22 protein-coding genes are annotated in these 19,605 nt (G+C 71.7%); 8 read left to right on the forward strand and 14 right to left on the reverse strand.

The window, feature by feature from the left end; genetic code table 11:
- Nucleotides 1-95: 95 nt before the first annotated feature.
- On the reverse strand, nt 96-911 hold the full coding sequence (locus tag ASL10_RS11445) for a M15 family metallopeptidase (RefSeq protein WP_056047307.1): 816 nt from the start codon (nt 909-911) through the stop codon (nt 96-98).
- A 198-nt stretch (nt 912-1,109) separates the two neighbouring features.
- Between ASL10_RS11445 and ASL10_RS11450 the strand changes: the two genes are divergently transcribed.
- The 3 genes from ASL10_RS11450 to ASL10_RS16040 all read left to right on the forward strand — a co-directional run bounded on the left by ASL10_RS11450 (nt 1,110) and on the right by ASL10_RS16040 (nt 4,248).
- Entirely contained in the window at nt 1,110-2,939 is a 1,830-nt protein-coding gene (locus ASL10_RS11450; RefSeq protein ID WP_235452706.1) for an MDR family MFS transporter, read from the forward strand.
- A 397-nt stretch (nt 2,940-3,336) separates the two neighbouring features.
- The gene (locus ASL10_RS11455) at nt 3,337-3,927 is read left to right on the forward strand and encodes a MarR family winged helix-turn-helix transcriptional regulator (protein ID WP_082460377.1); all 591 of its coding nucleotides are present in this window, start codon (nt 3,337-3,339) and stop codon (nt 3,925-3,927) included.
- 150 nt (nt 3,928-4,077) lie between these two features.
- Complete coding sequence (locus ASL10_RS16040) at nt 4,078-4,248, forward strand: hypothetical protein (RefSeq protein ID WP_157485415.1); 171 nt, start codon at nt 4,078-4,080, stop codon at nt 4,246-4,248.
- A gap of 114 nt (nt 4,249-4,362) precedes the next feature.
- On the opposite strand, the gene ASL10_RS11460 is transcribed toward ASL10_RS16040, so the two are convergent.
- Nucleotides 4,363-5,223 (reverse strand): site-specific DNA-methyltransferase, encoded by an 861-nt coding sequence (locus ASL10_RS11460; RefSeq protein ID WP_056047311.1) that lies wholly within the window; start codon nt 5,221-5,223, stop codon nt 4,363-4,365.
- Nucleotides 5,224-5,294: 71 nt separating this feature from the next.
- Here ASL10_RS11460 and ASL10_RS11465 point away from each other — a divergent pair, with 71 nt between their 5' ends.
- Nucleotides 5,295-5,579, forward strand: coding sequence for a GNAT family N-acetyltransferase (locus tag ASL10_RS11465; RefSeq protein ID WP_056047314.1), 285 nt, complete (start codon nt 5,295-5,297; stop codon nt 5,577-5,579).
- A gap of 93 nt (nt 5,580-5,672) precedes the next feature.
- Here the strand turns inward: ASL10_RS11465 and ASL10_RS11470 are convergent, their stop codons facing one another.
- The 6 genes from ASL10_RS11470 to ASL10_RS11495 all read right to left on the reverse strand — a co-directional run bounded on the left by ASL10_RS11470 (nt 5,673) and on the right by ASL10_RS11495 (nt 11,726).
- Complete coding sequence (locus ASL10_RS11470; protein WP_056047318.1) at nt 5,673-6,722, reverse strand: biotin/lipoate A/B protein ligase family protein; 1,050 nt, start codon at nt 6,720-6,722, stop codon at nt 5,673-5,675.
- Between the two features lie 9 nt (nt 6,723-6,731).
- Nucleotides 6,732-7,607 (reverse strand): alpha/beta fold hydrolase, encoded by an 876-nt coding sequence (locus tag ASL10_RS11475; protein WP_056047320.1) that lies wholly within the window; start codon nt 7,605-7,607, stop codon nt 6,732-6,734.
- A 71-nt stretch (nt 7,608-7,678) separates the two neighbouring features.
- Nucleotides 7,679-8,335 carry a PepSY domain-containing protein gene (locus tag ASL10_RS11480; protein WP_056047323.1) on the reverse strand — a complete coding sequence of 219 codons (657 nt, stop codon included), beginning with the start codon at nt 8,333-8,335 and terminating at the stop codon, nt 7,679-7,681.
- Nucleotides 8,336-8,565: 230 nt separating this feature from the next.
- Nucleotides 8,566-10,170, reverse strand: coding sequence for a HAMP domain-containing sensor histidine kinase (locus tag ASL10_RS16600; protein WP_235452708.1), 1,605 nt, complete (start codon nt 10,168-10,170; stop codon nt 8,566-8,568).
- A complete protein-coding gene (locus ASL10_RS11490) occupies nt 10,163-10,840 on the reverse strand; it encodes a response regulator transcription factor (RefSeq protein WP_056047329.1) in 678 nt (225 codons plus the stop codon). The genes ASL10_RS16600 and ASL10_RS11490 overlap by 8 nt, the downstream gene beginning before the upstream one ends.
- 133 nt (nt 10,841-10,973) lie before the next feature.
- On the reverse strand, nt 10,974-11,726 hold the full coding sequence (locus tag ASL10_RS11495; RefSeq protein ID WP_056047333.1) for an SDR family NAD(P)-dependent oxidoreductase: 753 nt from the start codon (nt 11,724-11,726) through the stop codon (nt 10,974-10,976).
- 171 nt (nt 11,727-11,897) lie between these two features.
- Between ASL10_RS11495 and ASL10_RS11500 the strand changes: the two genes are divergently transcribed.
- The gene (locus ASL10_RS11500) at nt 11,898-12,602 is read left to right on the forward strand and encodes an HAD family hydrolase (protein ID WP_056047337.1); all 705 of its coding nucleotides are present in this window, start codon (nt 11,898-11,900) and stop codon (nt 12,600-12,602) included.
- A 121-nt stretch (nt 12,603-12,723) separates the two neighbouring features.
- Here ASL10_RS11500 and ASL10_RS11505 read toward each other — a convergent pair whose 3' ends face one another.
- Together ASL10_RS11505 and ASL10_RS11510 are read right to left on the reverse strand one after the other, a co-directional pair.
- On the reverse strand, nt 12,724-13,143 hold the full coding sequence (locus ASL10_RS11505) for a VOC family protein (protein ID WP_056047339.1): 420 nt from the start codon (nt 13,141-13,143) through the stop codon (nt 12,724-12,726).
- A 112-nt stretch (nt 13,144-13,255) separates the two neighbouring features.
- Nucleotides 13,256-14,482, reverse strand: coding sequence for a multidrug effflux MFS transporter (locus ASL10_RS11510; RefSeq protein ID WP_056047343.1), 1,227 nt, complete (start codon nt 14,480-14,482; stop codon nt 13,256-13,258).
- 101 nt (nt 14,483-14,583) lie between these two features.
- Here ASL10_RS11510 and ASL10_RS11515 point away from each other — a divergent pair, with 101 nt between their 5' ends.
- Both ASL10_RS11515 and ASL10_RS11520 read left to right on the forward strand, forming a co-directional pair.
- A complete protein-coding gene (locus tag ASL10_RS11515; protein WP_055978010.1) occupies nt 14,584-15,045 on the forward strand; it encodes a MarR family winged helix-turn-helix transcriptional regulator in 462 nt (153 codons plus the stop codon).
- A complete protein-coding gene (locus tag ASL10_RS11520) occupies nt 15,042-16,424 on the forward strand; it encodes an MFS transporter (protein WP_056047345.1) in 1,383 nt (460 codons plus the stop codon). The genes ASL10_RS11515 and ASL10_RS11520 overlap by 4 nt, the downstream gene beginning before the upstream one ends.
- Before the next feature lie 23 nt (nt 16,425-16,447).
- Here ASL10_RS11520 and ASL10_RS11525 read toward each other — a convergent pair whose 3' ends face one another.
- Nucleotides 16,448-17,482 carry a YdcF family protein gene (locus ASL10_RS11525; RefSeq protein WP_056047348.1) on the reverse strand — a complete coding sequence of 345 codons (1,035 nt, stop codon included), beginning with the start codon at nt 17,480-17,482 and terminating at the stop codon, nt 16,448-16,450.
- Between the two features lie 304 nt (nt 17,483-17,786).
- Here ASL10_RS11525 and ASL10_RS11530 point away from each other — a divergent pair, with 304 nt between their 5' ends.
- Nucleotides 17,787-17,951, forward strand: coding sequence for a hypothetical protein (locus ASL10_RS11530; RefSeq protein WP_157485420.1), 165 nt, complete (start codon nt 17,787-17,789; stop codon nt 17,949-17,951).
- Nucleotides 17,952-18,147: 196 nt separating this feature from the next.
- Here the strand turns inward: ASL10_RS11530 and ASL10_RS16055 are convergent, their stop codons facing one another.
- From ASL10_RS16055 to ASL10_RS11540, 3 genes are read right to left on the reverse strand one after another with little or no spacing between them, the layout of a single operon-like run.
- Nucleotides 18,148-18,300 (reverse strand): hypothetical protein, encoded by a 153-nt coding sequence (locus tag ASL10_RS16055; protein ID WP_157485422.1) that lies wholly within the window; start codon nt 18,298-18,300, stop codon nt 18,148-18,150.
- Nucleotides 18,301-18,319: 19 nt separating this feature from the next.
- Nucleotides 18,320-18,628 carry a hypothetical protein gene (locus ASL10_RS11535; RefSeq protein WP_157485424.1) on the reverse strand — a complete coding sequence of 103 codons (309 nt, stop codon included), beginning with the start codon at nt 18,626-18,628 and terminating at the stop codon, nt 18,320-18,322.
- A 52-nt stretch (nt 18,629-18,680) separates the two neighbouring features.
- Nucleotides 18,681-19,502, reverse strand: a complete 822-nt coding sequence (locus ASL10_RS11540; protein ID WP_056047356.1) for a hypothetical protein — start codon at nt 19,500-19,502, stop codon at nt 18,681-18,683.
- Nucleotides 19,503-19,605 lie beyond the last annotated feature (103 nt).

Raw genomic sequence — 19,605 nt, forward strand, 5'->3', positions numbered from 1 at the left:
GCGTGTTCGTGACGGACGGGCGACTTCGGTCGCCCTCGTCCGACGAACACGCCCGTCGCGCGGTTCGCGGGGTGCGCGGCGGGCAGGCGGCAGGGTCAGCCCGCGTAGTCGGGGGCGGCCGGTAGGCCGAAGAACTCCTCGAGCGTGGTGACGCCCGTGTCGTGCATCTCGGTGGCGAGGGGCACGCCCACGTACCGGAAATGCCACGGCTCGAAGGTGAAGCCGGTCACGGCGACCTTGTCGGCCGGGTAGCGCAGCAAGAACCCGAAGCGCCACGCGTTGGCCGCGAGCCACTGCCCCTGGGGCGTGTCGCCGAAGCAGGCCTGCAGCGCGCAACTGAGCGGCACGGGGCTGATGTCGAGGGCGAGCCCGGTCTGGTGCTCACTGAATCCCGGACGGGCGCTCTGTGCATCGGCCTGTGCCTGCCCGAGACGCTGGACCCAGCCGGCGTAGACGCTCACCTGGGTGTCGTACGAGCGGTAGGCGCTCTGCACCTGGAACGCCCCGGCCCCCTCGGCCTCGCCCGCCCGGAACATCTCGACGACCGCGGCAGCCGCCTCGGCGCGGAGGGTCGGCGGGTTCTGGTGCGCCACGTCGGGCGTGACGAGATCGCCGGGGACGTAGTCGACCGGGTCGAGCGCGCGCAGCTTGTCGCTGACGACCCAGAGGCTGGCGGGGTCGTCGACCGACCGGGCCGCCTTGTCGAACGCGGGTGTCGTGGGGGACGTGGGAGGCGCCTCCTCGGTCGGGGTCGGGGACGGGGTCGGGGTGAGCGTCGGCGAGACGGTCGCGGCCGACGTGCTCGGGCTCGGCTCGGGCGCGCCCCCCGAGCACGCGGCCAGCAGGCCGGCCGAGAGGACGACGGCCAGGACGGTGGCCGCGGGGTGCGGCAGGGAGGGGCGGCGTGACATCGCGTCGAGCCTAGTCACGAGGAGCGGACCGACACGGACGGACGTCGCCGCCGCCGACCACGACCACGACCACGACCACGACCGCGACCGCGACCGCGACGGACGATTCCTCTTGTTGTCGGATGCTTGCCCGTGAAGTAACTTTGCGTACTGCGCAATTCCTCGTCGCGCCTCCCCCTTCCAGACAGAAGAGACACCATGTCGAGCGCCGCCTCCGCACCCACGACCACGGCCCCCGCCGAGCGCCAGGGCCTGATGACCCACCGCCAGATCCTGTACGTCATCTTCGGCCTGATGGCCGGCATGTTCCTCTCGGCCCTCGACCAGACGATCGTCGGCACCTCGATGCGGACGATCGCGGACGACCTCGACGGGCTCAGCCTGCAGGCCTGGGTGACCACCGCCTACCTGATCGTGTCGACCATCTCGACGCCCATCTACGGCAAGCTCAGCGACATCTTCGGAAGGCGACCGCTCTTCCTGATCGCCATCACGATCTTCTTGCTGGGGTCCGTCGCGGCCGGCTTCTCCGAGAGCATGTACCAGCTCGCCATCTTCCGGGCGATCCAGGGCATGGGCGCCGGCGGCCTCATGGCCCTGCCGCTGACGATCATGGGCGACATCCTGGCCCCGCGTGAGCGCGCGAAGTACCAGGGCTACTTCCTCGCCGTGTTCGGCATCTCGAGCGTCATCGGCCCGCTCGTCGGCGGACTCTTCGCCGGAGCCGACCAGATCCTCTTCGTCACCGGCTGGCGCTGGGTGTTCCTGATCAACGTGCCGATCGGCATCGTGGCGCTGTTCATCGTCGTGCGGTTCTTGCACATCCCGGGCCAGAAGCGTCGCGAGAACGTCCGCATCGACTGGTTCGGCGCCGCCGCCGTCATCGTGGCCGCCGTGCCGTTGCTGCTGGTGGCCGAGCAGGGCCGCACCTGGGGCTGGAGCTCGCCCGGGGCCTTCGCCTGCTACGTCATCGGGGCCGTCGGCATCGTCGCGTTCGTCGTGATCGAGCGATCGATGGGCGACGACGCACTCATCCCGCTGAAGCTGTTCCGCAACCCCACCTTCTCGATGGCGACCGTGCTCGGCGTGCTCGTCGGGTTCGGCATGTTCGGCGCCCTGCTGACGGTTCCGCTGTACCTGCAGCTCGTGAACGGGGCGACCCCGACCGAGAGCGGCTTCCAGATGCTGCCGATGATCGCCGGCCTGATGATCTCGTCGATCGTCGCCGGCCAGCTCATCTCACGGACGGGCAAGTACAAGATCTTCCCGATCACGGGCACGGCGTTCATGGCGGCCGGGTTCTTCTGGTTCACGAACCTCTCGTTCGACAAGCCGTACTGGTTCATGATGGTCGGCATGCTGTTGGTCGGCCTGGGACTCGGACAGCTGATGCAGACCCTGACCATCGCCTCGCAGAACTCGGTCGGGGCCCGCGACATCGGCGTGGCCACGTCGGCGTCGACGTTCTTCCGACAGATCGGCGGGACGCTCGGCACGGCCGTGCTGTTCTCCGTGCTCTTCAGCCGCATCCCCCGGACGATCGCGGACGCCTTCGCCGACTCGAGCCTGCAGGGCCGTGCCCAGGCCGCCCTCGCCGACCAGTCGGTGCTGAGCGACCCGGCGAACGCCGCGATCCTCAAGCTCTACCAGGCGGCCGGAGGCGGCGACACGTCGCAGGTCGGCGGCGCACTCGACGGCAACACGTCGTTCCTCAACACGGCCGACCGCCGTCTCGCCGCGCCGTTCCTCGACGGCTTCGCGAACGCGGCCGTGACGGTCTTCTGGGTCGCCCTGGTGGTGGTGCTCGTGGCCTTCGTGCTGAGCTTCTTCCTCAAGGCCACGCCGCTGCGCCAGAAGTCGGCCATCGACGAGGCAGCCGACGACGCGCGGGCCGCCGTGGCCGCCGACGCCGCACTCGCGGCGCAGGCCGCCGCCGCGCAGACCAGTTCGCTGGTCGCCCCCGACACGGGTTCGATCGACGTCGTGCCCACGGAAGAACGGCGCGGCGACACCTCGTCTCGGCGCTGATCGGGTGCCCGGCGCGACGTTCGCCCGGCACCCGATCCGCTCGAGCTGGTGTCGCGACACGGCAAGTGTCGGGTAGCGTTCCCTCGACGGCGCTTCGGTGCCGAACGGTTCGTCCCGCGTCCGGCGTTCCCTGCCCGTGAAGCTCACGCGGGAGGCGAGACGACCGAAGGCCGCACACCCACGGGGTGTGCGGCCTTTCTCCGTCATGGGACGCCCCACCGAATCGATTCCCTGCGTGAAGCTCTGGTCGACACGGCGGGACGCCTCTGCCCACTCGAGGCGGACATGTCGAGCCTAGGACGGCCACGAGCCGCAGCACAGGGGTTGACAACGAGAAAAACCTGGTCAGCGATGACTTTTTGCTAGACGGACTAGCGACGGGGCTAGACTCCCCCTCATGCCCGATCAGCACGCCACCGCCGCGCCCTTCGACGCGTCCGGCTATTGGTACAGCAGCAGCACCGAAGAGCGCGGCGTCACGGTGTTGAACACCCTCCGCGCCTACCGTGCCGCCGAGGTCGCGATGCGGGCCCGCACCCGCAAGTCGATGAAGATGAACGACACCGACCTCGCGGCCCTGCGGTTCCTGCTCCGGGCCCAGCGGCTCGGCGACCCCGTCAGCGCGAAAGAACTGGCCGCCCAGCTGAAGATCACCTCGGCGTCGACGTCGGTGTTGATCAACCGCCTCGTCGCGAGCGGGCACATGCTGCGCCACCCCCACCCGACCGACAAGCGCGGGGTCCTGCTGACCGCCACGGGCGACTCGAACACCGAGGTGCGCGACACCATGGCGGCGATGCACGCCCGCATGATCTCGACGGCCGAGTCGCTCGACGCCGACGAGGCGGCCGTGGTCGTGGGCTTCCTGCAGCGCATGACGGCCGCGATCGAGATCGACGACCACCACGTCGACGGCGATCCGGCCGACCGGGCCGGCACGGGCACGGGCACGGGCACGGGCACGGGCACGGGTCACCATCCGTCCTAGCCGTTGAGCGAACAACTGGTGAACTGACTAGATCGACTAACCATCGACGTGACAGTCTGACCGCGCGACACCGATTCACGGCGGTGTCGTGACCGTCCGAAGTCCCACCGTTCCGCCAGGCATCGCAGGGGTGCCAGAGACGAGCCGAACATGACCACGATCGACGTCGCTCGCAGCGACCGCACCACCGCCCGCAGCACCTTCTCCGAGGTGCGCGACACCGCCCGCCAGCGAACGCTGGCCGTCATCGCGACGGCTGCCACCGGCGCGAGCGTCAGTCTCGTCGCCGCCCTGCTCCTCGCGCTCGGCGTCGTGCGATGACGTGCCCGTCGGGCTTCTCCGCCCAGCAGATGCAGGGTCTGACCCACGAGCAACTCGTGTCGTTCGTCCGCGGCTCGGTCACGACGGCCGTCTCGGCCGCCGACCTGCACGCCGTCAGACCGACTCGACCTGCGCCGACGGGAGCCGTCTGCGCATGACGGCCACCGCCTCCTCGTTGCTGTCGACGAGCACGTAACGACGACCGAGGGCATCCGCCACCGCCCCGGTGGTGCCGCTGCCGGCGAAGAAGTCGAGCACCCAGTCGCCTTCGCGGCTGGAGGCCTGCACGATGCGACGCAACACGCCCTCGGGCTTCTGCGTCGGGTAGCCGGTCTTCTCGCGACCGGTCGGCGACACGATGGTGTGCCACCACACGTCGGTCGGCAGCTTGCCCCGGGCGACCTTCTCGGGTGTGACGAGCCCCGGGGCCATGTACGGCTCGCGGTCGACGCTCGTCGAGTCGAAGTGGTACTTCGTGGGGTCTTTGACGTAGACCAGGATCGTGTCGTGCTTGGTCGGCCACCGGGTGCGACTCTTGGCGCCGTAGTCGTAGGCCCAGATGATCTCGTTCAGGAAGCAGTCCCGCCCGAACAGGGCGTCGAGCAGCACCTTCGCGTAGTGCGCCTCGCGGTAGTCCAGGTGCAGGTAGAGGGTGCCGTCGGGGGCCAGCAGCCGCCAGGCCTCGGCCAGGCGCGGTTCGAGGAACGACCAGTAGTCCTCGAAGCGGTCGTCGTAGCCCATCAGGTCGCCCCGGATGCGCTCGTACCGCACGCCCTTGAAGCCCGCCACCGAGGTGGTCGAGTCCTCGGCGCTGCGCACGGACGTCGTCGACCGGCGACGCTGCTGCCGTCCGGTGTTGAACGGGGGGTCGAGGTAGACGATCGTGAACCCGCCGTCGGGCAGCTGCGCCGTGACGTCGAGGGCGTCGCCGTGGACCACGAGGCTCGGGGAGGCGGTGGTCCAGTCGAGGGGCATCCGACCATTCTGCTGCCTGGCGGGCACCGACACGCGCCCGACTCCCGGCCCGGGGCGCGTAGCGTGTCGGGATGACCACCGAGGTAGAGAACCGCCCCACCCAGAACCAGTACGCCCTCGTCGAGGACGGCGAGACGATCGGCTTCGCGGCCTACGACGTCGCCGGCCACGAGATCCGCTTCACCCACACCGAGATCGACCCCAGCCGACGATCCGCCGGCCTCGGGGCCCGGCTCGTCCAGGGCGCCCTCGACGACGTGCGCGCGAACACCGACCTGCGCGTCGTGCCGGTCTGCCCGTTCGTGGTCGACTTCGTCGAGGACCACGTCGACTACCGCGAGCTGCTCGACCGCTGACCGCGGTGCGGCCGCCGAGGCGACCACGGCGAGACCGCCGAGCCGTACCCCCGGCAGGAGGCGCGGGTCGCCTCGACGGCGCCCCTCACGTGCTCAGGGCACGCGCGCCAGCCACTCGGGCGTCGCGAACTTGGAGGTGACGAGCTGCTCGGCCTTCTCGAGCTCGGCCTCGGTGACGTGCCCTTCGGTCGCCCCGTAGAGGCCGGTGAAGGTCTGCTTGAGCCGCTCGATGATCTCGGCGCGGGACAATCCCGTCTGGCTCCGGAGGGGGTCGACGCGCTTGGCGGCGCTGGTGGTGCCCTTGTCGCTCATCTTCTCGCGGCCGATGCGCAGGACCTTGACCATCTTGTCGCCGTCCATGTCGTACGACATGGTGGCGTGGTGCAGCAGGGCCCCGTTGCCCAGGCGCTTCTGCGCGGCCCCGCCGATCTTGCCCTTGGCGCTGGTGATGTCGTTGAGCGGTTGGTAGAAGGCGTCGATGCCGAGCGACTTGAGCGCCGTGATGACCCACTCGTCGAGGTACGCGTACGAGTCGGCGAAGCTCATGCCCTGCACGAGCTCGCCCGGGGCGTAGAGCGAGTAGGTCACGATCGACTGGGCGTCCATGAACATCGCACCGCCGCCGCTGATGCGGCGCACGACCTCGAAGCCATGGGTCGAGGCGGCGTCGAGGTCGACCTCGTTCTTCAACGACTGGAAGCTGCCGATGACCACGGCGGGCTGGTCCCACTCCCAGAAGCGGAGCGTGGGCCCGCGGCGGCCCGCTCCGACCTCTTCGGTGAGCACCTGGTCGAGGGCGAGGTGCACGTTGGGCGACACCGGGGCGTCGTGGATGATCTGCCAGTCGTAGTCGCGCCAGTCGGTCGCCTTCGAGAGGCTGCGGCGGATCGCCACGGCGATCGCCTCGGGCGAGAAGCCGAGCAGCACCGCGTCGGCCGGCAGCCCCTGCTTGATCGTCGCCGCGATCGTCGCCGCGTCGGATTCGACCGGCAGGCCGTTCACCGCCCGGTCGACGGCGTCGAGCGCCGTGTCGGGCTCGAGGAAGAAGTCACCGGCGAGACGGAACCCGGCGATGCGCCCCTCTCTGACGTCGAGGTCGACGACCACGAGCTTTCCGCCTGGGACCTTGTACTCACCGTGCATGGTCGCAGCCTATGCCTGGTGCCCCACGCGGTCGTCGAGCCACCGCACCAGGTCGGCGACGACCTCGTCGCGGTTGGTCTCGCGGAACACCTCGTGCCGGGCGCCCTGGTAGACCACGAGCTCGACGTCGCTGAGCCGACTGCGGTTGACGTACGCATCGGCGAGCTTGCGGGCGCTGGCCTCGCCGCCGAGCGGGTCGTCGTCGCCGACGAGGACGAGCACGGGGAGGTCGCTCGCGAGCCGGGTCGAGGGGCGACCCATCAGCCGCAGCGTGTCGGCCGTGCCGAACAGCTGTCGGGCCGTCGCCTGCACCGACAGGGGGTCGGCCGCCATGGCGTCGACCACGGCCTGGTCCCGGCTGAGCCACTCGTAGCCGGTGTCGCCGAGGTGGGCGTGCCGGGCGTTCAGGTCGCCCGCGTTCATGCTGCCGGGCATGCGATAGGCCGTGCCGCTCAGCACGACGGCGTCGAACCGGTCGGAGCCCTCGTCGACGAGCTTCTGCGCCATCAACGAGCCCCACGAGTGCCCGAGCAGCACGAGCGGCGAGCCGGGGTTCTCGGAGCGCGCGATGCCCGTCAACCGGACCACCGCCTCCATGGCCCCGCGCAGCCCCGACGGGCCCAGGCGGCCGAGCTTCGTGTGGTCACCGCCCCACTGGCCGAGGCCGGTCTCGCCGTGACCGAGGTGGTCGTTCGCGTAGACCGTGTAGCCGGCCCGCACGAGGTCCTGCGCGAGGTCCTCGTAGCGCAGGGCGTACTCGCCGAGGCCGTGGGCGAGCTGCACCACGGCCTTGGGCGACGCCGCCTTCCAGACGTAGTAGTGCACGGTCACGCCGTGGGCATCGGTGAACTCGTAGTCGCCTCGGGCGGCGGAGAAGGTGGGCACGGAGCCAGTCTCCCATCACGGAGCCCCGCGGGCCGGGCCGGTCCGGCCCGGGCCCGCCGGGCCCCGTCCCGTCAGCGCCGGGCGTCGACGTCCGTGCGCACCACGCCGAACGCCTGGTCGAGGTCGACGTCGACCTCGGTGCCGTCGTCGAGGCGCACGTCGACCTCGTAGGCCACGCCGGTGTCGTCGCTGCGGTCGGCATCGGTCACCGTGCCCCCACCGGCGGCGGCGAGGGCGGCGGCCGCGGCCCGGTCGTAGTCCGCGCCGGTCAGGTCGTCGTCACGGGCCGAGTCGTCGCGGGTCGAGTCGTCGCGCCCCGAACCGGCGACGGGCGTCGGGGTGGCGTCCGACCCGAGCGAGTCGTCGTCGCGGTCCTCGCCGGCGACGGGCGTCGGGGTGGCGCCGGACCCGCGCGAGTCGTCGTCGTCGACGCGGCTCGAGGTGACGGAGTAGTCGTCGTCGAGCAGCACCGTCGCCTCGCGACCGTCGGGCAGGACGACCTCGACCTCGTAGCCGACGAGTCCGTCGTCGAGGGTGTCGACCTCGGTCACGGTGCCGCCGCCGGTCTCGGCGAGCGCCGCCTCCTGGGCCCGGTCGCGGGTCTGCGCGGACACGCCGTCGTCGAGGCCCGAGGCGAGGGCCACGCCGCCGCCGCCCAGCACGAGGACGCCCGCGATTCCGCCGGCGATCAGCAGGGACTTCTTCTTGGTGAGGGTGTTCTTCAGCATGGTTCGCTCCGTTCGTGGGGCCGCCGGGCGGCCGGGTCTGTCGCTCTCTCGAGCCGATGGACCCCACTCTCGCGAGAGGGCACTGAAGCGGTCCTGAAGCGACCTGAAGATCCGTTCAGGAGGCGCGGGTCGCGTCACCGGAGCGGGCGGGTCCACGTGCCCCTCGGCGGGTCGGCGCGCACCCGCCCCGCAGGGCGGGAACCCGCCGACCACCCGGTGGGGCGCTCGGGTCAGGCGGGACCGGCGGGGAGGTGGACCACGAACCGGGCACCTCCGAGAGGCGAGGCCGTGACCGACACCGCGCCTCCGTGGACCCGGACGATCTCGCGCACGATGGCGAGCCCCAGTCCGCTGCCGCCCGCGTCGCGGGCGCGGGCCTCGTCGAGGCGCACGAACCGGTCGAACACCCGCTCGCGGTCCGCCTCGGCCACCCCGGCGCCGTCGTCGTCCACGGTGAGGACCACGCCTCCGTCGCGCTCGACGAGGGCCACGGCGACGCGGGCGTCGGCGTGCCGGGCCGCGTTCGCGACGAGGTTGTGCACGACCTGGCCGAGCAACCCCTCGTCGCCGTCGACGCGAGCCGGGCCGACGGCCGTGGCGTCGACGGTGAGGGGCCCCCGACCGTCGGCACGGGCGACCCCGCGCAGGCGGGCGGTCTCCGATAACACGAGGTCGTCGAGGTCGACCGGGCGGCGCGTCACGCCCAGGGCGCCCTCGTCCGCCCTGGCGAGGACCAACAGGCCCTGCACGAGCGCCGTCAACCGCGCCTCCTCGCCGAGCACGGTGCCGGCCAGGGCCGCACCGTCGATGCTGCCGGGGTGGAGCAAGGCCACCTCGGCGTGCTGCCGGATGGTGGCGAGCGGCGTCTTCAGCTCGTGCGAGGCGTCGCCGACGAAGCGCCGCTGGGCCGTCGCCGACGAGTCGAGCCGGTCGAGCATCCCGTTCAGCGTGCGGGCGAGGCGGGCGATCTCGTCGCCGCCGCCCGGGTCGGGCAACCGATGCGACAGGCTCTGGGCCGTGACCGTGTCGACCTCGCGGCGCATCGACTCGACCGGGCGCAGGGCACGGCCCACGACGAGCCAGGTGGTGACGCCGAGCACGAGCAGGGCCACCGGGATCGCCACGCCGAGCGTGACGAGACTGGCCGAGGAGGCGGCGCTCGCCTCCTCGAGGGAGCGCGCGGCCACGACGCCGTACCCGGTCGTGACGACCCGGGTGGGGACGGGGGTGGCGACGTCGGTGGAGGACGTGGCGTCGTCGTCCGCCTCGCCGTCGTCGGGGCGCGAGCCGCCCGACCCGGAGTCGGCGTCGGCGTCGTCGTCGTCGTCATCCGTGGGGGTCGGCGTCGGGGTCGGGGTCGACGCGGCCGGCGTCGGCGTCGCGGTGCTCTCGACCCCGACGTCCTCGCGTTCGACGACGAACGCGTCGCCGTCGAGCGAGACCCGGTCCCCCGAACCGGACGACGCGATCGACGAGGCGACGTCGGCGAAGTCGTCGTCGCCTCCCACGGCGAGCACGCGCCCGGACGCGTCGGTCACGACGACCAGGGACCCGTCCGTCTCGCCCGCGACGGCCACGCTCGGCGTCGAACCGATCGCGAGGGCCGACACGGCGCGGTCCACGTCGGCCGAGGCGGCCTGGCGCGGGGCGTCGGCGAGCACGGCCTGTTGCACGAGCGCGAAGACGAGGGCGAACACCCCGAGGGTCAGCGCCACGGCGAGCACGGCGGCCACGGTGATGCGCGACCGCAGCGACGCCCGTCGCACCCGGCGCGGCCCGATGCCGGCGGACGGCCCGGGCCCGGGAGCCGGGCGGCGAGGGGCCCGCTCAGCCACCCCGCGCCTCCAGACGGTAGCCCGCCCCCCGGAGCGTGACGATGGCTTCTCGGCCGAACGGCCGGTCGACCTTGTTGCGCAGGTGACGCACGTACACCTCGACGATGTTGGGGTCGCCCTCGAAGTCGTCGTTCCAGACCCCGTCGAGCACCTCGCGCTTGGTCACGACGCTGCCGGCGTGACGCATGAGGAACTCGAGCACCGCGAACTCGCGGCTCGTGAGCTCGACCTCGACGTCGCCACGGTGGACGCTCCGCGAGGCGGGGTCGACGCGGAGGTCGCCGGCCTCGAGCACCACGGGGCGTTCACGGGCACCGCGGCGGACGAGGGCGCGCAGCCGGGCGAGCAGGACGGCGAACGAGAACGGTTTGGTGAGGTAGTCGTCGGCGCCGGTGTCGAGGGCCTCGACCTGGTCCCACTCGCCGTCCTTGGCGGTCAACACGATGACGGGGGTCCAGTCGCCTCCCTCGCGCATCGCCCGGCACACGGCGTAGCCGCTCATGCCGGGCAGCATGATGTCGAGGACGACCACGTCGTAGCTGCCCTCACGGGTCCGCCAGAGCCCGTCGGTGCCGGTCGCCGCGACGTCGACCGCGATCCCCTCGGCCTCGAGCCCGAGCCGCAGACCCTCGGCCAGGGTCGCCTGGTCCTCGACGACGAGCACGCGCACGGGGCCTCCCTCGGTCGCGCCGGGTGCGCGTCGTGCCCATCATGGCGGGAGCGCGCTGAAGCCGGGCTGAAGCGGACCGGCAGCGGAGGCGCGGCGCAGGACTCCCCGCACCGCGCCTCCTGAGGGACGGTCGTCAGTGCGCCGAGTAGCCGCCGTCGACGAGGTGGTAGCTGCCCGTGACGAACGACGCCTCGTCGCTCAGCAGGAAGAGGACGAGCGCCGAGACCTCGGCGTCGGTCCCGAGGCGACCGGTCGCGTGCTGCGACTCGAGGTACGAGAGCGCGTCGCCCTCGAGCGAGGCGCGGACGAGGGGCGTGTCGATGAAGCCGGGGCCGACCGCGTTGGTGCGGACGCCGCGCTTCGAGTACTCGAGCGCGGCGACCTTGGTCAGGCCGACCAGGGCGTGCTTGCTCGCGACGTAGGCGGCGTTCTGGGCGATGCCGACCGAGCCGAGCACCGAGCTCATGTTGACGATCGACCCGCCGCCCGCCTCGACCATCGCGGGCAGCTGGTAACGCAGGCCGTAGAAGACGCCGTCGAGGTCGACCGAGCGGACGCGGTCCCAGGCGGCGATGTCGTACTCGCCGATGTCGGCGGCGGGGGCGCCGATGCCCGCGTTGTTGACCGCGAGGTGGAGGGCACCGTAGGTCGTCTTCGCGAACTCGACGGCCGCCTCGGACTGCTCGGGCTTCGCGGTGTTCTGCTCGAACGCCACGGCCGTGCCGCCCGCGGCGACGATCTGGTCGACGACGCCCTGGGCCGCGTCGAGCTTGATGTCGGTGACGACCACCGATGCCCCCTCGGCCGCCAGGGAGCGCGAGATCGCGGCGCCGATGCCGCTGCCTCCGCCGGTGACGAGTGCCGTCTTGTCGCTGAACCGTGCCATGGTGCGTGCCTTCCTCGTTCGTGGGCCGACCGTCGGGGCCGGTCGGGCTCGTCGACGAGCCCGTCTGCGAACGTACGCCCGCAGGGACCCATGAGCAACAGGTGTCGTCTTGATCCGGGCCGATCTCGTGCAGTCCGTGCACCTTCGCTCCTTCGGGGGCAGGGTGGCGGGATGACCTCCCCCACGTCCTCCCCTCCGTCCACCGCCGTCCTCTTCGACATCGACGGCACCCTGGTGGACTCGAACTTCGCGCACGTCGACGCCTGGTCGCGGGCCTTCACCGACGTCGGCCACCCCGTGGACAGCTGGCGCATCCACCGGTCGATCGGCAAGGACTCGTCCCTGCTGGTCGAGGGGCTGGTGGGGAAGGACGCCGCCGCGCGCCTCCTCGACGACGTCAAGGACGCGCATTCACGCCACTACGCCGAGCACCTCGGCGAGCGGGGCGACCTGCACGTCTTCGGGCGGGCGACCGACCTGCTCGCCGAGCTCGCTCGCCGGGGGCACGGCGTCGTGCTCGCCACGAGCGCGCCCGAGGAGGAGCTGAAGGCGCTGCGCGACCTGCTCGACGTCGAGGACGCCCTCTGGGCCGTCACCTCGAGCGAGGACGTCGAGACCGCGAAACCCGACCCGGGCATCGTCGAGGTCGCCCTCGACAAAGCGGACGTGCCGGCCGAACGCGCCGTCATGGTCGGCGACGCCGTGTGGGACGTCGAGGCCGCGCACCGGGCGGGCGTGACCTGCATCGGCGTGCTGAGCGGCGGCTTCTCCCGGGCCGAGCTGGTCGAGGCGGGAGCCGAGGAGGTCTACGACGACGTGGCCGACCTGCTCGCCCGACTCGACGAGAGCGTGATCGGTCGGCTCGGACGCGACTGAGGCGGGGCGGGCCTGGCAGGCAGGGCGGGCGGGGCGACCTCGGCGACCGCCACCGCGCCTCCTCGTCCGTCGGGCGTGCCCCGGCTCAGGCCGCGGTGCCGGCTCAGGCCGCGGTGCCGACTCAGGCCGCGGTGCCGCCGACGTTGACCATCCAGTGCTGGCCGAAGCGGTCGTCGAGCATGCCGAACGAGTCGCCCCACGGCGCCTGCGACAGGGCCTCGTGCACGGTGCCGCCCTCGGCGAGCGCGTCGAACCATCCAGTCAGCGTCTCGGCGTCGTCGGGTCCGCCGAAGAGCGAGAGCGACACGCTGCTCGCCTCCTCGAGCGGGTACGAGTCGGGGCGGTCCGCCCCCATCAGCAGCAGGCCCGACGGCGTGGCCAGCTGGGCGTGCATGACCTTCTCGGCCTCGTCGGGGGTGCCGACGCCGAACTCGCCGAAGGTGCTGAAGGTGGGGCTGCCGCCGAAGACGGAGGCGTAGAAGTCGAACGCCTCCCTCGCCTCGGAGCGGAACGCCAGGTACGGGGTGAGCTGCACGGTCACGGGGGCCTCCTCGGGTCACGGCGCCGGATGGCGTCGAGCCCAGGGTGGCACCACCCGGGCCGGCGCACCAGCCCCGGATCGACGGCAGGAGGCGCGGGTCGGGCCCCCGGGGTCAGGTCGCCGGGGTGCCGCCTCGCGACGACGCCCACAGCTGCACGGCCAGACCGGCGGCGATGAACCCGAGCATCAGCGCGCCCATGACCACGGCCGTGCCGCCGAGTGCCCCGGCGAGCGGGGTAGCGGCACCGCCGAGCCCGAACTGCAGGCCGCCCGCGAGCGCGGCGGCCGTACCGGGCGCGCGGTGCCCGAGCGCCTGCGTCAGGGTGATCGACCCGGGGATGACCCAGCCCCAGCCCGCCGTCACGAGGGCGAGCGCGGGCCAGATCAGTGCCGGGCCGACGCCGGTCAGCGCACCGACGAGCACGAGGGCCGACCCCACGGTGCAGGTGACGAGCCCCACGGTGAAGAGGTGGTCCTCGGCGAAGCGCCCGACGAGGCGGCGGAACACCAGGGTCGAGGCGATCATGCACGACGCGTTCGAGGCGAAGACGAGCGTGTAGAGGCCCTCGCCGAAGCCGTACTGCTCCTGGAAGACGAACGACGACGTCGCGATGTACGAGAAGAACCCGATCGTCGCGGCGCACCCTGTCACGAGGTACCACCGGAAGCGCGGCATCGCGAGCAGCGTGCCCATCCGTCGCAGCGAGGCGACCAGCGAGCCCGCACCCGGCTCGGGGTCGACGAGCGTCTCGGGCAGACGGCGCGCGGCCGCCCAGGTCAGGGCGGCCCCGAGCACCGCGAGCACGACGAACGTCGCCCTCCAGCTCGACACCGAGAGCACGACACCGCCCACGAGCGGGGCGACGACCGGGCCGACGGCGTTGATCGCGGCGAGCGTCGCGAAGAGCCTGCTGCGCACGAGGCCCGTCGTCGCGTCGCCCACCATGGCCCGGGCGGCCACCGAGCCCGCCGCGCCGCCGAGGCCCTGCGCGACGCGCGCGACGACGAGGGTGGCCGCGTCGGGAGCCACGGCGCAGGCGAGGGAGGCGAGGGCGAACAGGACGGTCCCGCCCAGCAGGATGCGCCTCCTGCCCCGACCGTCGCTGATCGGCCCGATCACGATCTGCCCGACCGCGAACGCGACGAGGAACGCCGTCAGGCTGAGCTGCACCTCGGCCGTCGACGCCCCGAGGTCGCGCGCGATGGCCGGCAGCGCGGGGATGTACATGTCGGTCGCGAAGGGCGAGATGCCCACGACGATCGCCACCGTCAGCACGGCACCCCTCGCGGACAACCAGGAGGGGCGGCTCGGCTCGGCCGGGACGTCGTCGTCTCTCATCGGCACGAGCCTAGGCGCGGGGCGCCCCGAGGGGTCGCGTCGCACGCGGACCGCGACCAGACGTTTACTTAGCCGAACTAAACGAGTATCGTGGCCCGGCGATGACCGACTCCGCGCCTCCCGCCCCCTCCGCCACCCGGGCCGTGCCGCACGCCCACCTCGCGACCGACGTGCGCGGCGCCGTGCTGCGGCTCGCCCGCCGCCTGCGCCAGCAGAAGGCCGACGCCGACGTCACCGACGCCCAGATGGCCGCCCTCGGCTACGTCGTGCAGAACCAACCGCTGACGATCGGGGCGCTGACCGCCCACGAGGGCGTCACTCCCCCGTCGATGAACCGGACCGTCGGCAAGCTCGTCGACGCCGGGCTGCTGCGTCGCACGGTCGACGACGACGACAAGCGCCGCGTGCTGCTCGAGACGACCGAGGCCGGCGCCGCCTTCGTCTTCGAGACGCGTCGACGTCGGGACGAGTGGCTCGTGCCCCGCCTCTCGGCCCTCACCGCGGACGAGCGCCGCACCCTGGCCGACGCCACCGAGATCCTGCGGAAGCTGACCCGCTCGTGAGCGCCATGTTCCGCAGCCTGTCGCTGTTCAACTACCGCCTCTGGTTCGCGGGGGCGCTCGTGTCCAACATCGGCACCTGGATGCAGCGCACGGCACAGGACTGGCTCGTGCTCACCGACCTGACCGACAACGACGCCACGGCCCTCGGCATCACCATGGCGCTGCAGTTCGCCCCGCCGATCCTGATGGTGCCGATCACGGGGCTGATCGCCGACCGGTTCGACCGGCGGCGACTGCTGATGGTCACGCAGCTGAGCATGGGCCTGCTCGGGCTCGGCCTGGGCGTGCTCGTCCTCACCGACAGCGTGCAGCTCTGGATGGTCTACCTCTTCGCCCTCCTGCTCGGCGTCGCAGCCGCGATCGACGCCCCGGTGCGGCAGAGCTTCGTGTCCGAACTCGTGCCCCCCGGCCACCTGACGAACGCCGTCAGCCTGAACTCGGCGTCGTTCAACGGCGCACGCCTGGTCGGCCCCGCGGTCGCCGGCGTGCTGATCGCGACGATCGGCACGGGGTGGGTGTTCCTGATCAACGCCGGCTCGTTCGCGGCCGTGCTGCTGTCGTTGCGGTTCATCCGGGTGGCCCAGCTCGAGCTGAAGCCGGCCGTGTCGCGGGCCAAGGGCCAGATCCGCGAGGGGTTCCGGTACGTGCGCGAGAGGCCCGACCTCGTCGTCGTCTTCGTCATGGTCTTCGTCATCGGCACCTTCGGCCTGAACTTCGCCATCTTCACCTCGACCATGGCCAGCGTCGAGTTCGGTGTCGACGCGAGCGGGTTCGGCCTGCTGTCGTCGGCGATCGCGGTGGGGTCGCTGGTCGGCGCCCTGCTCTCGGCCCGACGTGAGAAGCCCCGCTGGCGCGTGCTCGTCACGGCGGCCCTGGCCTTCGGCGTGACCTGCCTCGTCGCCGCCGTCATGCCGACCTACTGGAGCTTCGCGGCCGTGCTCGTCACCGTCGGACTCGCCTCGATCACCCTGATGACGACGGCGAACGCCACCGTGCAGCTGACCACGGCACCCCGCATGCGCGGGCGCGTCATGGCGCTCTACATGGCCGTCTTCACCGGCGGCACGCCCCTCGGCGCACCGATGGTCGGCTGGGTCGCGAACGTCGCCGGACCGCGCTGGGCCATCGGCGTCGCGGCGGCGTCGGGCTTCGTGGCGGCCGGCGTCGCGATCGTCTGGCTCGTCCGCGGGCAACACCTGCGGGTGCGCCGCGTCCGTGGGGGCGAGCCCGAGCCCGTGACCGGAGCGCTGCCCGTGCTCGGGGCGGGCCGGTTCCACTACCGCCTGCAGCACGACGGCGACGCGGCCGCCGCCCGGGCGCGCGACGAGACCGCGGCCGAGTTCGCCGTCGACGAGGGCACGGCGACGCGACCGTCCTGACCGGGAGGCGCGGTGCCGGCGGGTCAGAGGCGCGCGTAGACCAGCAGGGACGCCAGCAGCACGACGAACGGCGCGATCAGCAGCACGTTGAGCAGCTTGTGCTCGACCATCACGGCGACCCACTCGCGCAGGAAGGCGCTCGGCACGTAGTACGCGGCGGTGGGCGCCCCGACCACGTCGGCGCTGCTGCCGGCGTCCCGCGCCAGCAGCGCGGCGCGCAGGACGTGGTAGTTGTTCGTCACGACCAGGGTCGACCCGGTCCGACCGGCGTCGGCGAGCACCTTCCCCGACAGCACGAGGTTCTCGCGGGTCGAGCGCGACTCGGTCTCGGGCAGCACGTCGGCCGGGTCGGCCCCCTGGGCGATCAGGTACTCGGCCATGGCCTCGCCCTCGGGACGCGGTTCGTCGGCCCCCTGACCGCCCGACGGGACGAGCACCGGCCGCCTCACGCCCTCGGGGGTCGCGCGGTAGATCGCCAGCGCCCGGTCGAGTCGGCTGCGCAGCAGCGGCGGCACCTCGCCGCGGATCAGCCCGGAGCCGAGCACGATCAGGGCGTCGGGCTGCTCGCGCACCCGGGGTCGGGCGTAGACGAGCGACCACAGGGTGAACGCGGCGAACGTGAGCGCGGCGTAGCCGGTGACGAAGACCACGACGATGCCGAGCCCCACGGCTGCGTCCTGGAGGGCCGCGACGTCCGACCGGCGACCGGCCTCGACGATCACGACGACGAGCAACGGCACGCCGATCAGCGCGATGCCGACCAGCAACGACAGCAGGTTGCCGAGGCTGCGCCCTTCGGACCGCAGCATGGTGACGCCGTTCGCGATCGCGAAGACGGCGAGCGCGAGGACGAGCAGGGGCACGAGCGCCACGGCGACGAGGAACACGAAGACGAGCGGCGGGAACGCCGCGACGAGGACGTTCGCGGCGGCGACGACCCCGAAGCCCCCGGCCATCAAGAGGAACACCCCGTTGCGGAACCGGCGGGCGTCCCGCCGACGCGACGCGGCGAAGAGCAGCAGGAAGACGACGGCGATGCCGGCCGAGATCGCGGTCATGAGCAGAGGCTACCCGCAGGGCGCAATGCAACCCGGAGGGCGGCAGGGAGAGAATTTCAGCGCGAAATAAGGGAGCTTGTGACCGCGTGCCGAAAATCTCGGAGGAGCCGGTGGCGTAGCCACTTGAACGGAGTCTCGGAGGTGGCTACGAGGGAGAGCAGCGACCGAGCCGCCGAAGGCTTCACGGCAAAAAGACGTGCCCGAAGGGCATTGAGCGCCGCGTAGCGGCTCCCTGGGAGCGCAGCGACTCCCCCGGACCGCAAAGCGGGCCGTTCGCTACTGTCGACCCGTGATGATGCGAGTCGTGATCCTCCTAGGCGTCGGCCTCATGGTGGTCATCGCCGTGGTCGCGATGGTGCTCATGGTGAAAGACATTCGCGCCAACCGCCCCGCGTCTCGGCGCGCAATCATGACGCTCTGCGCGGCCGGCATCGTCGCGGCCGCGACCATCGCCTACGCCGTCATCTGACACGAGCGCGCGTCGGCCGGCACAGGACTCGAGAACGGTCGGAGTGCACGAAGAAGCCCCCGCCCGGCTGGGAGAGCCGGAATGCGGGGGCTGCTACTGCCTAGCGGGTTAGGGACCGCCCGGCAGCTCTCGGCCAGCTCGGGGGGAAGCTGACCGGAGCCAAGCTACGCGCAGCCCACTGACGGCTCTCTCGGGCTCAGTAGGGAGCGACTGAGGTCACGATGCGATCCTCGGGCAGCGTGGCGCGCACCTGGTCGATCGCGGCGGCCGGTGTCGGGGCGTTGACCTCGACGGCCATGGCCTCGGCGATCGTGTCAGCCTTGGGGCGGTGCCTGACGAACCAGCTCATGACCGGGCGCTACCCGGGGTCACGACGGCCACTCGTCCGGCTCAGGGTGCAGCCGGCCCGTGAGGGCCGACAGCTCGGCCTCGTGCTGGATCATCCATGCGACGGCGCTGTTCAGGCTCCCCTCTCGGCGCAGCCAGGGCCGGCCGCCGGCATCGTCTCGGCCGTGGGCGTAGCAGTGGTAAACGATGCCGCCCAGCTCGGGGCGCGAGAGGACATAGCCAAGGGGCGCGGCACGGTCCCGGCGTACCTGCCAGACACCGAAGTGTCCCGGTGCTGGCGGCACTGCGAACGGGTGCGTTGGGATCGGCCGGCGCAGAATTTTGGCCACTGCTTCACCTGATCCTCGAACTCCCACGGCGGGAGCGTAGGGCGAGCCTCCGTCAGTGCAGTTCGGCGGGCCTGTTTCGGCTGTCCCAGAGGTCGAGAGCTATCTCGATCATGTCGAGCGCGGCATCGAAGTAGCCGGCTAGGGCAAGCAGGCTGGGCGTCATCATGAAGTCGGCCCCGCCGTGCTCGGACGGACCGACTTGCTCGCGGTCAAGCATGAGAAGAATCATCGAGCCGTTCGCGTGAGCCATGCCACTAGAGGTCTGCCAGAGAGTCAACGGCGACTGGAACAACGACGGCAGTAGTGGGCCTAGCTCTTTAAGACGATTCGTCACCCTCTCAACGTCTCGAAGGTCGACGCCAACAAGTCCGGGCCGCGCGTCCCGGTTCCTTTCGAGGGCGGCAAGAGTTCGCGCCCACCCTGGGTCGTCTCGTTCCAAATGCTGCATGGCGACGTGAACCAGACGGCGGTTCTCGCGCGCGAGTTTCAATGACCGAAGCACTCGGTCGTCGCGGGACGACGGGTGCAGGAGCCACAGGGCCGTACCCGCGGCCTCGTAGGCGCTTCTCACAAGCGTGAACATGGCAAAGGGGAGGACGGCTCCGCCGTCCGTAACGATGATCTTGAACGCGTGCAGGTGGTCAAGGGCAACGCCGAGGCCAGCGCGTAGCTGGTCAGGGGCCGAGCTGTACGGGGTCGCGCTTCGGTCCCCCGCGAGTGATGAGCCTGCCTTCACAGCCAGCGCCTCGGCACGGGCCGCAAGCGTGTCGTAGCGCGCGAAGCTGCGCGCCAGTGCGCGTCTCCCCAGCTCCTCGTGCTCGGGAGCTTCCTGCCGGTCATGCTGGCCCCGCTCGCCGTCACCTACTGCTGTCATGCAGCAATCTTGGAGGCCTTGGTTGACGTCCGATAGCCGGTGGCGGTTTCAGGGGGTCGTTGCAACGGGTGGTTGTTTCGGGTCCGAGAGTAGCTCCTGGAAC

Source organism: Frigoribacterium sp. Leaf8 (assembly GCF_001421165.1).
Classification (GTDB): domain Bacteria; phylum Actinomycetota; class Actinomycetes; order Actinomycetales; family Microbacteriaceae; genus Frigoribacterium.

What these genes read in the sequence shown, in the direction of transcription:
- ASL10_RS11445 (WP_056047307.1), bottom strand. Translation starts at nt 911, where the DNA reads ATGTCACGCCGCCCCTCCCTGCCGCACCCCGCGGCCACCGTCCTGGCC.
- ASL10_RS11450 (WP_235452706.1), top strand. Translation starts at nt 1,110, where the DNA reads ATGTCGAGCGCCGCCTCCGCACCCACGACCACGGCCCCCGCCGAGCGC.
- ASL10_RS11455 (WP_082460377.1), top strand. Translation starts at nt 3,337, where the DNA reads ATGCCCGATCAGCACGCCACCGCCGCGCCCTTCGACGCGTCCGGCTAT.
- ASL10_RS16040 (WP_157485415.1), top strand. Translation starts at nt 4,078, where the DNA reads ATGACCACGATCGACGTCGCTCGCAGCGACCGCACCACCGCCCGCAGC.
- ASL10_RS11460 (WP_056047311.1), bottom strand. Translation starts at nt 5,223, where the DNA reads ATGCCCCTCGACTGGACCACCGCCTCCCCGAGCCTCGTGGTCCACGGC.
- ASL10_RS11465 (WP_056047314.1), top strand. Translation starts at nt 5,295, where the DNA reads ATGACCACCGAGGTAGAGAACCGCCCCACCCAGAACCAGTACGCCCTC.
- ASL10_RS11470 (WP_056047318.1), bottom strand. Translation starts at nt 6,722, where the DNA reads ATGCACGGTGAGTACAAGGTCCCAGGCGGAAAGCTCGTGGTCGTCGAC.
- ASL10_RS11480 (WP_056047323.1), bottom strand. Translation starts at nt 8,335, where the DNA reads ATGCTGAAGAACACCCTCACCAAGAAGAAGTCCCTGCTGATCGCCGGC.
- ASL10_RS11495 (WP_056047333.1), bottom strand. Translation starts at nt 11,726, where the DNA reads ATGGCACGGTTCAGCGACAAGACGGCACTCGTCACCGGCGGAGGCAGC.
- ASL10_RS11500 (WP_056047337.1), top strand. Translation starts at nt 11,898, where the DNA reads ATGACCTCCCCCACGTCCTCCCCTCCGTCCACCGCCGTCCTCTTCGAC.
- ASL10_RS11510 (WP_056047343.1), bottom strand. Translation starts at nt 14,482, where the DNA reads ATGAGAGACGACGACGTCCCGGCCGAGCCGAGCCGCCCCTCCTGGTTG.
- ASL10_RS11515 (WP_055978010.1), top strand. Translation starts at nt 14,584, where the DNA reads ATGACCGACTCCGCGCCTCCCGCCCCCTCCGCCACCCGGGCCGTGCCG.
- ASL10_RS11525 (WP_056047348.1), bottom strand. Translation starts at nt 17,482, where the DNA reads ATGACCGCGATCTCGGCCGGCATCGCCGTCGTCTTCCTGCTGCTCTTC.
- ASL10_RS16055 (WP_157485422.1), bottom strand. Translation starts at nt 18,300, where the DNA reads ATGAGCTGGTTCGTCAGGCACCGCCCCAAGGCTGACACGATCGCCGAG.
- ASL10_RS11540 (WP_056047356.1), bottom strand. Translation starts at nt 19,502, where the DNA reads ATGACAGCAGTAGGTGACGGCGAGCGGGGCCAGCATGACCGGCAGGAA.